Annotated in this window: 13 protein-coding genes and 1 other RNA gene; 9 read left to right on the plus strand and 5 right to left on the minus strand. The window is 61.9% G+C overall.

All coding sequences use genetic code 11. The annotated features are described in order from the left end of the window. Positions 1-19: 19 nt before the first annotated feature. The gene (locus KFK14_RS10140; protein ID WP_070151421.1) at positions 20-298 is read left to right on the plus strand and encodes an ETC complex I subunit; all 279 of its coding nucleotides are present in this window, start codon (positions 20-22) and stop codon (positions 296-298) included. Between the two features lie 147 nt (positions 299-445). Here the strand turns inward: KFK14_RS10140 and KFK14_RS10145 are convergent, their stop codons facing one another. From KFK14_RS10145 to KFK14_RS10160, 4 genes are read right to left on the minus strand one after another with little or no spacing between them, the layout of a single operon-like run. Beyond that, positions 446-988 (minus strand): NUDIX hydrolase, encoded by a 543-nt coding sequence (locus KFK14_RS10145; protein WP_212610696.1) that lies wholly within the window; start codon positions 986-988, stop codon positions 446-448. Beyond that, positions 985-1,668, minus strand: coding sequence for a TPM domain-containing protein (locus KFK14_RS10150; protein WP_212610697.1), 684 nt, complete (start codon positions 1,666-1,668; stop codon positions 985-987). The genes KFK14_RS10145 and KFK14_RS10150 overlap by 4 nt, the downstream gene beginning before the upstream one ends. Further along, positions 1,668-2,462: a TPM domain-containing protein gene (locus tag KFK14_RS10155; protein ID WP_212610698.1), complete on the minus strand. Its 795-nt coding sequence runs from the start codon at positions 2,460-2,462 to the stop codon at positions 1,668-1,670. The genes KFK14_RS10150 and KFK14_RS10155 overlap by 1 nt, the downstream gene beginning before the upstream one ends. A gap of 13 nt (positions 2,463-2,475) precedes the next feature. Then, a complete protein-coding gene (locus KFK14_RS10160) occupies positions 2,476-3,099 on the minus strand; it encodes a LemA family protein (RefSeq protein ID WP_212610699.1) in 624 nt (207 codons plus the stop codon). A 131-nt stretch (positions 3,100-3,230) separates the two neighbouring features. On the opposite strand from KFK14_RS10160, the gene mscL reads away from it, so the two are divergent. From mscL to KFK14_RS10190, 6 genes are all read left to right on the plus strand, one after another. Further along, complete coding sequence (gene mscL, locus KFK14_RS10165) at positions 3,231-3,659, plus strand: large conductance mechanosensitive channel protein MscL (RefSeq protein ID WP_212610700.1); 429 nt, start codon at positions 3,231-3,233, stop codon at positions 3,657-3,659. A gap of 170 nt (positions 3,660-3,829) precedes the next feature. After that, positions 3,830-4,087: a hypothetical protein gene (locus KFK14_RS10170; protein ID WP_425516686.1), complete on the plus strand. Its 258-nt coding sequence runs from the start codon at positions 3,830-3,832 to the stop codon at positions 4,085-4,087. Between the two features lie 144 nt (positions 4,088-4,231). Further along, positions 4,232-4,575, plus strand: a transfer-messenger RNA (tmRNA) gene (ssrA, locus tag KFK14_RS10175). Between the two features lie 318 nt (positions 4,576-4,893). Beyond that, the gene (locus tag KFK14_RS10180) at positions 4,894-5,277 is read left to right on the plus strand and encodes a tetratricopeptide repeat protein (protein WP_212610701.1); all 384 of its coding nucleotides are present in this window, start codon (positions 4,894-4,896) and stop codon (positions 5,275-5,277) included. 262 nt (positions 5,278-5,539) lie between these two features. Then, positions 5,540-7,132, plus strand: coding sequence for a hypothetical protein (locus tag KFK14_RS10185; protein WP_212610702.1), 1,593 nt, complete (start codon positions 5,540-5,542; stop codon positions 7,130-7,132). A gap of 81 nt (positions 7,133-7,213) precedes the next feature. After that, the gene (locus tag KFK14_RS10190) at positions 7,214-9,946 is read left to right on the plus strand and encodes a TonB-dependent receptor domain-containing protein (protein WP_212610703.1); all 2,733 of its coding nucleotides are present in this window, start codon (positions 7,214-7,216) and stop codon (positions 9,944-9,946) included. A 50-nt stretch (positions 9,947-9,996) separates the two neighbouring features. Here KFK14_RS10190 and KFK14_RS10195 read toward each other — a convergent pair whose 3' ends face one another. Then, entirely contained in the window at positions 9,997-10,641 is a 645-nt protein-coding gene (locus KFK14_RS10195) for a prolyl hydroxylase family protein (protein ID WP_212610704.1), read from the minus strand. 170 nt (positions 10,642-10,811) lie between these two features. Here KFK14_RS10195 and KFK14_RS10200 point away from each other — a divergent pair, with 170 nt between their 5' ends. Both KFK14_RS10200 and gspD read left to right on the plus strand, forming a co-directional pair. Continuing rightward, entirely contained in the window at positions 10,812-11,684 is an 873-nt protein-coding gene (locus tag KFK14_RS10200; protein ID WP_212610705.1) for a type II secretion system protein N, read from the plus strand. Next, positions 11,681-13,960, plus strand: coding sequence for a type II secretion system secretin GspD (gene gspD / locus KFK14_RS10205; protein ID WP_212610706.1), 2,280 nt, complete (start codon positions 11,681-11,683; stop codon positions 13,958-13,960). Before KFK14_RS10200 ends, gspD begins: the two co-directional genes overlap by 4 nt. The last annotated feature ends 59 nt before the right edge of the window (positions 13,961-14,019 follow it).

Here is a 14,019-nt window from a genome sequence, read left to right on the forward strand (position 1 = left end):
GAAGAACCGGAGAACAGCCGTGGCCGCCCGTATCTACCAGATTCAGAAGAATGCGATGCAATCGGGCAAGGCGCTGACCCACAAATGGGTGCTGGAATATGTGCCTGCCGAGGCGAAGAAGCCCGATCCGCTGACCGGCTGGGCCGGATCCGGCGACACGAAGCAGCAGTTGCGCCTCACATTTCCCAGCGCCGATGCGGCCAAGGCTTATGCGGAGAAGGAAGGCATTGCCTACACTGTCACGGCGGCCGCACCCAAGACGCTGAAGATTCAGGCCTACGCCGACAATTTCCGGTGAGCGTTTCGCGTCGGCATTAAACTACACCCCGGGAAACCCGTTGCGCCTACCTCCGTTCGTTTCGAGCGCAGTCGAGAAACCTCGCGCATCCGTTTCTCGACTACGCTCGAAACGAACGGGGTGGGGTACGGTAATCGTAAGTAGGCCCTAACCCACCATCCCCGCGCCAAGCATCAGCAGCATCTTGACGTCGATCGCATATCCTTCGTCGCGCTTTTGCGACAGGAAGGCGGGCAGGGCGTCCAGTGAAACGCGATGAACGCGAATATCCTCGTCATCGACACCGCCGCCATCTCCGACCTTGGTCAGCCCTGATGCGCGAAACAGGGTGAAGCTTTCGGAGACCATGCCGGGCGAGCTGTAATATTCGCCCAGATTTTCCATGGCCTGTGCGCTGTACCCGGTTTCCTCCTCCAGCTCGCGCAGGGCCGCGACGGATGCATCCTCATCCTCGCCATGATCGCCGACGAGACCTGCAGGCAGTTCGATGCAGCGCTTGCCCAGCGGCACGCGGAACTGGTCGACCAATATGACATGGCGGCCATCTGCGGTTTCCTCGATGGCCAGGATGACGGCGGCCCTGATTCCCCGGCTGCGGCCCACATATTCCCACCGTCCACGCTGCTTGGCGGCGATGAACTTGCCCTGCCACTTCACTTCTTCAGGCAGGGTCATTTCGGCTTCACTCATAATTCTATCAACCTGTCCGGCAATTCGTTGCGATCGTCCGCGCTGCGCGGAAAATGTTCGGCCAGGACTGCGCCGACGCTCGTCACCGCCTGCGCCAGTCCCTGTCCCGCCCGGTCGGCGCGCACCTGTTTGATCAGGGCGGCCATGATGTCGCCCCAGATTTCGGGCGCAACCCTGGATGTGATCGCTGCGTCCGCCACAATCTCCGCCCGGTGCTCGTCGAGCGAAAGGTAGATAAGGACCCCGGTGCTGCCGCGCGTACGGCCCTCCGCCGCTGCCCGGAAAAGCGTGATCGCCCGCCGTCTGACGCGCCGCGCCTTGGTGGATTTCGGCGTCAACGCCATCCGCAGCGGCATCCAGGCCAGCAGGTAGCGCACGAAAAGGAACTTCAGGATCAGCGCACAGAGCAGCGCCGTCAGGAACATGCGGTCGGTCAGCTCATGTTCCCACCCACCCATGATGGCCAGGATCAGTTCCCGGTAAAAGCTAGGAAAGGCGGCATAGACCGACATGGCGAGAAAGACCGTCCCGATCGCCCAGTGCAACCCGGCGTCATGATAGGAATCCGACCTGCGCGCCACGATCGTCACGATCTCGCCGTCGGTCGAAAGCTCCGCCTGCGCCACGGCGGCCGTCACCAGATCATGATCCGCTTCGGACAGGGAGGGGAGGGCGCTCATCACCAGCCCCCCGATGCGCCGCCGCCGCCGAAGCTGCCGCCACCGCCCGAAAAGCCGCCGCCGCTCCCGCCGCCCCAACTGCTTCCACCGCCGCCCCAGCCGGAGCCGCCGCCACCGCCAATCGTCGGTCCCCAGATGATCACTGGCCCCGATCCGCCGCGATAGCGCCGCCCGCCGCGCCGTCCGAAGATCATCGGCAGGATGATGAACAGCGCGATGGCGATCCAGAAAATGACCATCACCGAATTACCGCTGTCGCCGCGTTGCTTTTCCGCCGCTGCGGCTTGCCGGGCATAGGCGGCGGCTTCGTCTGGAGGCAGGGTCAGTATCTTGCCGATCTGGTCCGCGCCTGCGTCTATCCCGCCGGGGAAGTCGCCCGCTTTGAAACGCGGCGTTATGTCGTTGCGGATGATGCGGGAGGACACGGCGTCGGTCAGCACGCCTTCCACGCCATAGCCAACCTCTATCCGCACCTTGCGGTCATTTGGCGCTACGATCAGCAGCGCGCCGTCATTTCTCCCCTTGTCGCCAATGCCCCAGGCCCGGCCAAGGCGGTACCCATAATCGGATATGTCATAGCCCTGGAGATCGGGAATGGTCGCCACGACCAGTTGCCGCCCGCTCTGCGCCGACAATGCCGCCAGTTTCGCGGTCAGCGCCTGCTCCTGGGCCGGGTTGAGCAGATCGGCCTCATCGACCACCTGCCCCGACAGCTTGGGAAAAGTCTGCGCGGCGGCCAGCGGCGCCCACAGGAGCACCGCTAACGCCAATAGAGCGCGCATGCGGCGGATCATGGCGGTGTTTGCCTCAGTTTCCGAAATCAACTTTCGGCGCTTCCTCCGCGCCCGGCGTCGTCGCCTGATAGGTCGACATTGGCTTGGCCCCGTGGATCAGCTTCGCGCCGATCGCGTCGGGGAATGTGCGTATGCGCGTATTATAGGCGCGAACCGCCTCATTATAGTCAATGATGGCGGTCGATATTCTATTTTCTGCACCCTCGATCTGCGATTGCATTTCTAGGAAATTCTCATTTGTCTTAAGGTCAGGATAAGCTTCCGCCGTAGCGATCAACCGGCCGAAGGACTGATTGAGTCCTGCCTGTGCCTGCTGGAATTGCGCCAGTTTGGCGGGGTCCGAAAGATCGTCGCCACTGACATGGATTGAGGTCGCCTTCGACCGCGCCTCGGTTACTCCGATGAGCGTCCCCTGTTCCAGCTTGCCTGCAGCCTTCACCGTGGCTGTCAGATTGTCGATCAGGTTTGCCCTACGCTGATATTGTGTCTCTACATTGGCCCACTTAGCCTTCACTTCTTCTTCGGCCTTCGGCACGCTGTTGATGCCGCATGCGCTAAGCGAAAGCGCGGCGATCGCCGCCAATATCGCGGGTGCAAAGCGCCGGAAAAATCTGCCGGAGCGGTGGGCTTGGGTCATGGTCGAACATCCTCCCATTTGGCGCGGTGGCGCCGTGCGTGACGCATTGAATAGGGATTGGCCGACCTTCCCGCAACTGGACATCGCGGGGTTAACATTCCAAGATACCGGCTCAACAGGAGGAGCCGGTCATGGGAATCGTGTCGGAATTCAAGACTTTCATCGCGCGCGGCAATGTTATCGACCTGGCCGTCGGCGTTATCATCGGCGGCGCTTTCGGAACGATCACCAAGTCTTTGACCGACGACATCATCATGCCCGTCGTGGCGGCGATCTTCGGCGGCGTGGACTTTTCCAGCCACTTTATCCGCCTTGGCGAAATTCCCGCCACCTTCAAGGGCAATCCCGCAAGCTATGCCGATTTGAAGGCTGCGGGCGTGGCGATGCTGGGGTGGGGCGAATTTTTCACCGTCTTTGTCAACTTCGTCATCCTGGCCTTCATCATCTTCCTGATGATCAAGGCGATCAACAAGATGATGCCGCCCGAAGCGCCCGCAGCCGAGGCCACGCCGGAGGATGTTCTGCTGCTCCGCGAAATCCGGGATTCGCTTAAGAAATAGATAAGGGTTGCGACGAGCCGAGCGGAAATGGGGAACCATCCGTCCCCCTGCCGGTTGATGGGCGTCAAGCGGCGACTGGGATTTACCCCGCGCCGCTTGTGTGCAGATCGTCAGCCCACCGGGGCGTAACAGGAGAATGAGCCGTGAAGATCGCCATCAAGACCACCGCAATGATGCTTGGTCTTTCAAGCCTCGCAGTGCTCGCCGCATGCGATTCCAAGCAGGAAACCGCTGTCGAGAACGCCTATGATAATCAGGCGGCCATCATCGACAATCAGGCCGACAATGTGGAGGACATGGCGGACAACATGACCGGTAACGCCGCCGACGCTGCGGAAAATGCCGCCGACGCTCTTGAGGATAAGGCCGACGCCGTCCGCGCGGCCGGCGAGAAAGCTGGCGATGCTGTCGAAAACAAGATGAAATAAGCCTTTGCGCCCGTCATGGGCGCCAGGCTTCATGAAAAGGCCCCGCCATTGCCAATGGCGGGGCCTTTTCATTTGCCGATGTCATCTGCCTGCCGCTGATATGGGGTGGCGCGGACCGCGCCCGGACAGCTTTCCTTGCGCCGGTCACTTTTCATTCATGCGCAATGGCCTATATAGGAAGGTGCCGGAGCAATCCGGCTATGGTGATAAAGTATGCCGTGTAATAGACGCAGCGGACGCGGGGGCAGTACCCGCCGGCTCCACCAAAAGCCCTGAGCGATCAGGGTCTCTGACGGGGCCGAACCAGGATCGACGTGTGTTCAAAGACGGTGTTTTTGCCCGGCCCGAGTAAGCCGTGAAACTGTTCAAAACCTACAAGTGCCAACGATAACGAGGCTCTTGCTCTTGCTGCGTAATTGAGGGGCTCACGCCCTGACATTACACAAATAGAACGCGGTTGGACCCACCGGGCAACAGAAGGGATTCCAGCGGTACGGGGAGCACCGGGCAACAGAAGCTCCCCACTTCCCTTCAAGCACTGTCCTTTATGCGATGTTTTTCCGCTATTTGGCGGGCAGGCGCATCTTTTGTGCGCGCATCGCGGTCATATTACGACCATCGAATCAGATGCTTGTATGACCTGTTATTTGTGTTACAGTTTGATGACATAAACCCCAATATATCCTAAGGCTATGAAAAACAACAAAACTTAGTTTTGTTACACTGGGTCCCTCCATCTTGTCGTCATGTCATTAAAGTGAAATACTTCTGGCTATAGTAAGAAGTTTTTTTCGTTGGAGGGTGACATGGTTCGCGCTGTTTCTGCATCTCTGGGTATCCTGCTTGTTGCAGGGGTTTTTGCAACTCCCGCGCTGGCGGGTGGGCCGAGTGAGGTAGGGTATCGCCAGGGCGCGCTGGGCGTGTCCGCCATCAGCGCCGCTGACTATCGCACTGCCGAGGCGCAGCTCAATCGGATGGATGGCGTTGCGGCGGGTGATCCCCTGCGGCTGATCAATCTCGGCAATGTATATGCGGGCACCGGCCGGATGTTCGACGCTGAAAAGGCCTATGTCGCGGCTCTCAACGCAGAGTCTGTGGATGTTCTGACGGCGGACGGCGCGGAAACCAACACGCACGCCGTCGCCCGCAAGGCGCTGAGCCGGGTGCGGGCGGTGGTCGCCGCGCGCTAAGCCGCTTTTGTAATGTAAGGAGAGGGGCGGCTTTTGCCGCCCTTTTTCGTGTCTTTCTCGATGCCTATCCGGCCATGTCACATGTTCGTCATCAATGACATAAAACAGTAATTTTTCTGTCACTCCAAAGACGCACAAACACAATCTGATTGTCATGCCCCGCCTCTAGTGGCCCGTCCCAGGGGAAACGGGGGGCAGCGACGATTCGCCTCTCTTGCTCCGATCACTGTTCACAACCCGGCGCTGCCGGAGCGGAGAAGATATGGCTAAGATTTCGCGCATTTCCAAGATGTTGCTCGCAAGCTGCGGCTGTGCGGCGCTCGCCGCATGCGGCGCTGACGATGTGGCATCGCCGGGGGAAGGCACTGTCGTCATTCCCGCCCCGACGCCGACCCCTACGCCCACGCCGACCCCTACGCCCACGCCTGGCGCGGGCGTAACGCCTGCTTCGGCCTGCCCGACCATCGCTGGACCTGATCAGCTTACCAACCTCAGCACGATCACCGACGGCACGAACACGTGGCTCAACTGTCAGCTCCCGGCGCGCTTCACGGCGTCGACCGCGCTGGCCAAGGTTGCAGGCGTTGTCTATTCGCTCGGCGGCCGCGTCGATGTCGGCACGGACCAGGGCGCTGCAAGCACCAGCAGCGTCGTGACCCTGACCATCGATCCCGGCGTCGTGATCTTCGGCGGCACGGGCGCTTCCTATCTTGCCGTCAACCGCGGCAACAAGATCAATGCCGTCGGCACTGCATCGCAGCCGATCATCTTTACCAGCCGCGACAATGTCCGCGGTCAGAATAATGATCAGTCCTCCGGCCAGTGGGGCGGCGTCGTGCTGCTCGGCCGCGCCCGTATCACCGACTGTCTCGCGCCTGCGGCTGCGCCCGGCACCACGGCGTGCGAACGCGATACAGAGGGCACCAGCAACGCTCTGTACGGCGGCGCCAACGACGCCGACGACAGCGGCCGCATGAGCTATGTGCAGATCCGCTATTCCGGCTTCGTGCTCGCAAACAATTCGGAGCTTCAGGGCCTGACCCCCTCCGGCGTCGGCACCGGCACCCGGCTCGACCATATCCAGATCCACAACAGCTCGGACGACGGCATCGAGGTTTTCGGCGGCAGCGCCCACCTGAAATATCTGGTGCTGACCGGCAACGAAGACGATCAGTTTGACAGCGACGTCGGCTATCGCGGCACTGTGCAATATGTGATCTCGGTTCAGCGCGCGAACAACAATATCGGCGACACCTTCCTGGAGACCGACTCCAACGGTTCGACCGTGAACACCAACGCCGGTGAAGATGCGCTGCCCCGCCAGTATCTGAAGATGGCGAACTTCACGCATATTCAGCGTTCGACCACCGGCGCTGACCTTGCCAGCATGATGATCCGCGGCGGCGCCGACCTGACGCTCGTCAACGGCATTGTCGTCAGCCCCAGCTATCCCTGCATCAACCTTGCCAGCACGACGACCAGCCGCGCTGCCGACGGCGCGCTGCAGGATGCAGGCCCGCCCAGCTATCGCTCGGTCGTGATGCAGTGCTCCAGCACGCCGTTCCTCGGAACCCGCGGCGTCACCAATGCTGAAGTGCAGGCCATCTTCGCCGCCGGCGCGAACAGCAGCTTCGCCTACACGCCGTCGCTGACCAGCCTGTTCATCAATGGCGCAACCGAAACCGCCGTAGTCGCGACCGATCCGAAGACGATCGACACGAACTTCGACACCACCAACTATATTGGTGCGGTGAAGGATGCGACGGACACCTGGTATGCCGGCTGGACCTGCAACTCGGCCACCGCGACCTTCGGGACCAGCAACGGCAACTGCACGGCCATCCCGACCACCTGAACTCTTGTTTGACAGGGCGGGGCGCGCGGCAACGACCGGCGCTCCGCCCCCATTTTTATTAACCTCTCTGGGGGAAATTCCATGTCGAAGTCGCTGACTCTGGCGAGCCTGCTTCTGCTCTCATCTGCGCTGGTCGCTCCTGCGGCTCTCGCCCAGTCGGACGTCTCTGCGCCCACCGCGCCCGCCGATGGAGCGGCGACCGGCACGACCAACACGGGCGCCGCCAATCCCGGCATGCCGACGGCGGCGGAGGAGGCTGCAGACCAGTCCGGCAATGTCGACGTGTCCATTCCGGGCGCGGACATCGTTGTGGTCGGCCGTCGCGGCGCCAATATCGAGCGCGCCGCTCCCCAGGTGGTCAGCGTTCTGTCCGCAGCCGACATCAAGCGCACGGGTGAAGGCGATATCGCCGGCTCGCTCCAGCGCGTTACCGGCCTCAGCGTCGTTGGCGGCGGTTATGTCTATGTCCGCGGTCTTGGTGATCGCTACTCGCTGGCGCTGCTCAACGGCGCGCCTCTGCCCAGCCCCGAACCGCTCAAGCGCGTTGTTCCCCTCGATATCTTCCCGACCAGCGTCATCGCATCGACCCTGGTCCAGAAAAGCTTCTCGCCCAACTTCCCCGGCGAATTTGGCGGCGGCGTGATCAACCTCACGACCAAGGCGATCCCGGCGGAAAGCTATCTGGAGATCAGCGGCGGCGTATCCGGCAACAGCGAGACGACCGGCAAGCTTGGCTACACCTATTTCGGCAGCGGCTCCGACTGGACCGGCTTTGACAGCGGTTCGCGCGACGTGCCGCCGCTGCTTCAGTCTGTATTCGACGATCGCGTCCGCCTTTCGGACCTGTCCGTGACGGAGCAGCAGGCCATTGCGATGCAGTTCAAGAATGCGCGCACCACCTTGCTGCAGAAGAACAACAATATTCCCGTCAACTGGTCGGCGAGCCTGAATGGCGGCACCTCGTTTGACATGGGCGGCTCGACCCTGGGCGTCATCGCCACGGCGTCGATCAGCAACAAGTGGCGGACGCGCGACGCTCTGCAGCAGGCGTCGATCGACCTGACGCAACCGGCTGGTAAGTCGTTCGAGCAGGTCACGACCGACAATGAGATCACGGTGAACGGCCTGGTCGGCGTTGGTCTGGAATCGGATGTTGCCAAGGCGCGCTGGACCGCGCTTTACATTCGCGACACGTTGAAGCGCGGCCAGCTCGCTGTGGGCCAGAATGACGGCGGCCTCATCGGCGCCGACTATATGCAGCAGAACACCGCCTGGTACGAGCGCCAGCTTCTCGACCTGCAGTTCACTGGCGAGTTCAAGCTGTCCGATCCGCTCTCGTTCAACGTCCGCGCCAGCTATGCGAATTCGCAGCGTGAAGCGCCCTATGAGCGCGAGTTCGAATATGTCCGCTCCAGTCAGGACCTGGCGATCGATCCGGTGGGCAACCGGTTCATCAACCGCCTGGACCGTCAGCGTGGCGACGCCTCCGTCACGTTCAGCGATCTGAATGAAGACCTGATGTATGGCGGCGCAGACCTTACCTACGAACTGACCCCGGACATCAAGGCGACGGTCGGCTACGCCTATCAGAATACCGAGCGCACCTCCTCGCGCTACGAGCTGCACTATGACGCGACCAATCTGCCGATCCCGGTGCAGCAGCAGCGCCCTGATTATCTGACATCGGACTATACGATCCAGTATTTCGGCCTCCGTCTGCTCGACTTCTCGGACAATTATCCGATCTACGAAGCGAAGCTTCGGGTGCATGGCGCCTATGGCCAGCTTCAGGCGCAGATCACGCCGGAAATCGCGCTGAACGGCGGCGTCCGCTTTGAATCCGGCCGTCAGGAGGTCACGGGCCGTGACATCTATCTGACCGGCACGGTGCCATCCAACACGATCAGCAAGGAATATTGGCTGCCTGCGGCGACGCTGACCTGGGAATTCCAGGACAATATGCAACTGCGTTTCAGCGGGTCCAAGACGATCGCCCGTCCGCAGTTCCGTGAGCAAATCGCCCAGATCTATATCGACACGGAATCCAGCCGCGCCTTCCGCGGCAACCCCTATCTGCTCGACAGCACCCTGTGGAATGCGGACGCGCGCTACGAATGGTATTTTGCGCGTGATCAGCGGGTGTCGATCGCCGGCTTCTACAAGAGCATCAAGAACCCGATCGAAGCCTATACCACGATCAACGATCGCTATGACGTCGTGACCAGCTTCGCCAACGCACCGAAGGCAACCTTGTACGGCGCGGAAATCGAAACACAGAAATATTTCGATCTTTCCGACTGGTCGAGCAGCGGCTTCTTCGCCAGCCGCCGCGCAGTGCTGATCGCGAACTATACCTACACCCAGTCGAAGATTAAGGTTGGGGATACGGATACGACGATCCCTTATACCTTCGATCCCGCCAACGGCTCGGCGCCTCCTCTGGCGTCCGACTATTTCATCGATGGCCGTCCAATGACGGGCCAGTCCGATCACCTGGTCAATCTGCAGATCGGCCTGGAGGACACGGATCGCCTGTCGCAGCAGACCCTGCTTCTGACCTATGCCAGCAAGCGCGTCACCAGCCGTGGTCCTAACCTGCAGCCGGACATTATCGAACAGCCGGGTCTCAGCCTGGACTTCGTGGCGCGTCAGGGCATCGTCCTGGGCGGCGTGAATGCCGAACTGAAGGTTGAGGCGCGCAACATCACTGGCCGGAAATATAAGGAATTCCAGAGCCTTGGTGACAACCGGGTCTATTATAACCTGTATGACATCGGCACGTCCTACGCCGCGTCGCTGTCCGTAAACTTCTAACGACCCTTGCCGTCATCCCGGCTTGCGCCGGGGTGACGGCGTGGCTCTGCTCAGCCCCAGGGCCGTTCCCGGAACCATTTCGTGATGATATATTTGGCGCCCGCCCGCACCTTCATGCCGTGATGGATGGAGGCCGGGTTGGGTTCGCCGCCCGGCAGGCGGTTGTTCCACGCCAGCAACTTGCCCGGTTCCGGCTGGATGATCTTGTTTACCTTGGTGAAGCGGGTCGCGCCGCCAGCGCCGGGTTCATTCAGATAGATCATGAAGGTCCATGTCCGGTTGCCCGCGACCGAACAGAAGCGCGCAAAATCCTCGCCCTTGGGATCGAAATAGTCGGTATGCGCCTTGAATTCCTGTCCGGGGGCGTAGTGCTGCCCCTGGATCGGTTCGCCATGTGCGGGAACGATCCCGGCATAGGCGGCGATCTTCGCGTCGATCGCAGCGACAAATGGGTCGTCAATGCTGAGGTCGCATGTCTCGCTCGTGCGGAAATAATGGTCGCCGTTGGAATCCGCGATTGTCGAGGGGCGGCGGTTCGCATCGATCCGCTCGATCAGCCCCATGCATTCATCAGCGTCCAGAAAATCGCGCTGGATAAACAGGGTCAGGTCCCGGCTGGGGAATCGCTGCACACGCGCATGGCCGGAAAGGCGAACGGGGTCGGCGTCAGTTGCAATGGGAATGACTGTTTCCATGATGAAAGACGCCTAACGCCGACCGGCCGTTATGCAAACATGGTAAAGCGACACTTGCATGACGTAATATTTTCGTCACAAATTGGTCATGCAAGCGTAAGAAGGCGTGCCTAGGCCCCGTCATGCGAACGCGCCCTGGGAGGGCCGATCAACCGGGACATTTTATTTCAATGCCCATGCCGACAATCGACACGCTGCGTGGCCGGGGAAGCAGGACGATTGCGTCCGGCCGCTGGCTGACGCTTGTCGAACTGCTGCTGCTGGCGCTTCTGGCGATACAGCTCGCGCGGCTGGTCTGGGCGGTTGTGACGCCGGTGGGCAGTTTCGGCGACTGGCGCGGGCGTCAGGCGGCGATTCCGGCTCCGGCGGCCCGTCAGGCTTTGTTTGCGGCATTCGATCCCTTTTACCGCACGGCGGGTGGCGCGCAGCCCGGCTCGGTGGTGACCTCGCTTGCCCTCACGCTGTACGGCACGCGCGTCAATGAGGGGTCGGGCATCGGCTCCGCAATCATCGCGACGCCCGATGGCGTACAGAACAGCTTCGCCGTCGGCGACGAGATCATGCCGGGCGTCATCCTGAAGGATGTGGCGTTCGACCATGTGGTGATCGACAGGGGCGGGGCGGTGGAGAATATCTTCCTGGACCAGTCGGTCGCCGCGCCGGTCGCCGACCCGGAGGGTTCGGATGCCTCTGCCCCGGAATCGGCCGTTCCGCCCATTCCGCCGGGCGGTGGTGGGCCTGTCGCTGCGGAGGGCGCGCGCCGTTCCCCCAGTGTCGCGTCGATCAAGTCGGATATTGGGTTCGCCCCCCGGCTGCAGAATGGCAAGGTCACCGGGCTTGTGCTCTCGCCCAAGGGGCCGGCTTTCCAGTCGGCGGGGTTCCAGCCCGGCGATATCATCGCGCAGGTCAACGGCCGGCCCATTTCTTCGGCCGCTGATGTGCAGGCGCTCCAGTCGCAGCTTGCTCCAGGCGCGCGTATTTCCCTTTCCGTTGAGCGCGGCGCCGCCGTCGTGCCCATCGCTCTCATCCTGCAAGGCCAATGAAAAGCAGAACCCTTCTTCACGCCGGCGCTGCCGTCGCTCTCATCCTGTCGACGCCGTTCCTGTCTGCGCCTGCCTTCGCGCAGCAGACGCTGAACGTGCGTGACGCTGATATCCGCGCCTTCATTCAGGATGCGGCGCGCGTCACCGGCCGCACCTTCATCATCGACAACCGGGTGCAGGGGAAGGTGTCGGTCGTCACCGACCGCCCGCTCAGCAAATCGGAATATTTTGAGATCGTGCTGTCCACCCTGCGCGCCAACGGCCTGATCGCTGTGCCCGCGCCGGGCGGAGCCTATCGCATTCAGCCAGCCGACGGCGCGGCGGGCCAGCCCAGCGCGGTCGGCGCGGGCGCGACGCGCAATCAGTTCGTGACAGAGGTTTTCCGCCTGCGGTCCATCGACGCCGCCTCTGCTCTTGAAACGCTGCGTCCGCTGGTCAGTAAGGACGGCTCCGTCACCGCCAACCGGGCGGGCAACAGCATTGTCGTCGCTGACTATGCCGACAATATCGCCCGCATCCGTCAGGTGATCGCGCGGGTTGACCGGGATTCCTCCTCGACGCAGATCGTGACGTTGCGAAACGCAGGCGCGCGCGAAATTGCGCAGTCCCTGCAGGCGCTGGTCGGCGGTGGAGCAGGCGAGGCGGGCAGTTCTGCCGCCGCCGCAACCGTGGTTCCCATCGACAGCAGCAACAGCGTCGCCATTCGTGGTGACGCGGGCACCGTGGCGCGGCTGTCGAACATCGCCCGCGATCTGGACAAGCAGGCGGCAAGTGGAACGGAAATTCGCGTCTATTGGCTTGAACATGCCGATGCGGAGAAACTGCTCCCGGTCCTTCAACAGCTTGTCGGCCAGACACCTACAGTGTCCGGCGTCAGCTCCTCCGACGCATCCTCTTTCATCACCTCATCCGCAGCGCGCGGCATGGGCGGCAGCTCTGCGGGCAACGCCAGCCCTGTTCCTACGCCATCTGCTGCACCGTCCGCAGCGCCAGCCGCTACCGGCAGTTCAGGCGGCGGCATCGCCACGCGCGGCCCGGCGGTCGTCACGCGCTATGAAGGCGCGAACGCCATCATCGTAGCCGCCAACAGCGATGTGCAACGGATGCTGGGCGAAACCATTCGTCAGATCGACACGCGCCGCGAACAGGTGCTGGTCGAGGCGATCATCGTTGAGATCGGCGATGTCGCCGCCAAGAATCTGGGTGTCCAGTTCCTGATCGGCAGCACCAAGACAGGCTTTGCCGCAACCAATTACTCCAACGCCACGCCGAACCTGCTGACGCTGGCCGGGGCCTATGGCGCAACCAAGCTCGGCAATCAGACGACGACTGTCGTCGCGGCGGACGGCACCACGACCACCACGACTGTTCCTCAGAGCGGCGACCTCGCCACCAATCTGCAGGAGGCGGCGTTCAACTCGCTCACCTCCGCGACGGGCGGCATTGCGGGGCTTGGCGGACAGATCGGCAAGAACGGCATTTTCGGTGCGATCATCAACGCCGTGAAGTCGGACACCGGCTCCAACCTTCTGTCCACGCCGTCGGTCATGACGCTGGATAATCAGAAGGCGTCGATCCTTGTCGGGCAGGAAGTGCCAGTCACTACCGGCGAAGCGCTCAGCCAGAATTTCGACAATCAGTTCCGCACCGTCCAGCGCCAGAATGTCGGCATCCAGCTCGACGTGAAGCCGCAGATCAACACCGGCGGCGCGATCAAGCTGTTCTTGCGGCAGGAGGTCTCCAGCATCGCCGGTCCCGTGTCGAACAACAGCAATGACCTGATCATCAACAAGCGCGAGATTGAGACCACCGTTACAGTCGACGATGGCGAGATCATCGCCCTTGGCGGCCTGCTCGACGATAATGAGCGCAAGACCATAGAGCGCATTCCGCTCCTGAGCGATATTCCCGGCATTGGCGAACTGTTCAAATCGCGCAGCCGCAGCCGCAGCAAGACCAACCTGATGGTCTTTATCCGCCCGACCATATTGCGCAGCCGGGAGGACGCCCGCGCGCTCACCGCCCAGCGTTACGGCTATATCCAGAACCAGCAATTGCTGCGCAACCCGGATCGGGAGCCGACGATTGATGAACTGTTGCGCGACTATATGGGCGTGGAACCGCCCGTGTCTCGTCCGGGCGCTGTCGCTCCGCCGCCTGCGGCACCAGCCGTCGGCGCTGCGCCGGCGCAGGGGCAGGTCATCACCCCGCAGTCACGCCAATCTTCCACAGTCGTTCGCCCGGTCGATGTTCCGCCCAGCGAGAAACCGAAATGATCGGGCTGCCGTCTCTCTTTCCGTTCGGGCTGAGCTTGTCGAAGCCTTCTCCTGAGCGA

The organism is Sphingobium phenoxybenzoativorans (assembly GCF_018286635.1).
GTDB classification, from domain to species: domain Bacteria; phylum Pseudomonadota; class Alphaproteobacteria; order Sphingomonadales; family Sphingomonadaceae; genus Sphingobium; species Sphingobium phenoxybenzoativorans.

Bases quoted from the DNA above. Each gene is read 5' to 3' on its own strand.
- KFK14_RS10145 (WP_212610696.1), bottom strand. From the start codon at position 988: ATGAGTGAAGCCGAAATGACCCTGCCTGAAGAAGTGAAGTGGCAGGGC.
- KFK14_RS10150 (WP_212610697.1), bottom strand. From the start codon at position 1,668: ATGAGCGCCCTCCCCTCCCTGTCCGAAGCGGATCATGATCTGGTGACG.
- KFK14_RS10155 (WP_212610698.1), bottom strand. From the start codon at position 2,462: ATGATCCGCCGCATGCGCGCTCTATTGGCGTTAGCGGTGCTCCTGTGG.
- KFK14_RS10160 (WP_212610699.1), bottom strand. From the start codon at position 3,099: ATGACCCAAGCCCACCGCTCCGGCAGATTTTTCCGGCGCTTTGCACCC.
- mscL (WP_212610700.1), top strand. From the start codon at position 3,231: ATGGGAATCGTGTCGGAATTCAAGACTTTCATCGCGCGCGGCAATGTT.
- KFK14_RS10170 (WP_425516686.1), top strand. From the start codon at position 3,830: ATGATGCTTGGTCTTTCAAGCCTCGCAGTGCTCGCCGCATGCGATTCC.
- KFK14_RS10180 (WP_212610701.1), top strand. From the start codon at position 4,894: ATGGTTCGCGCTGTTTCTGCATCTCTGGGTATCCTGCTTGTTGCAGGG.
- KFK14_RS10185 (WP_212610702.1), top strand. From the start codon at position 5,540: ATGGCTAAGATTTCGCGCATTTCCAAGATGTTGCTCGCAAGCTGCGGC.
- KFK14_RS10190 (WP_212610703.1), top strand. From the start codon at position 7,214: ATGTCGAAGTCGCTGACTCTGGCGAGCCTGCTTCTGCTCTCATCTGCG.
- KFK14_RS10195 (WP_212610704.1), bottom strand. From the start codon at position 10,641: ATGGAAACAGTCATTCCCATTGCAACTGACGCCGACCCCGTTCGCCTT.
- KFK14_RS10200 (WP_212610705.1), top strand. From the start codon at position 10,812: ATGCCCATGCCGACAATCGACACGCTGCGTGGCCGGGGAAGCAGGACG.
- gspD (WP_212610706.1), top strand. From the start codon at position 11,681: ATGAAAAGCAGAACCCTTCTTCACGCCGGCGCTGCCGTCGCTCTCATC.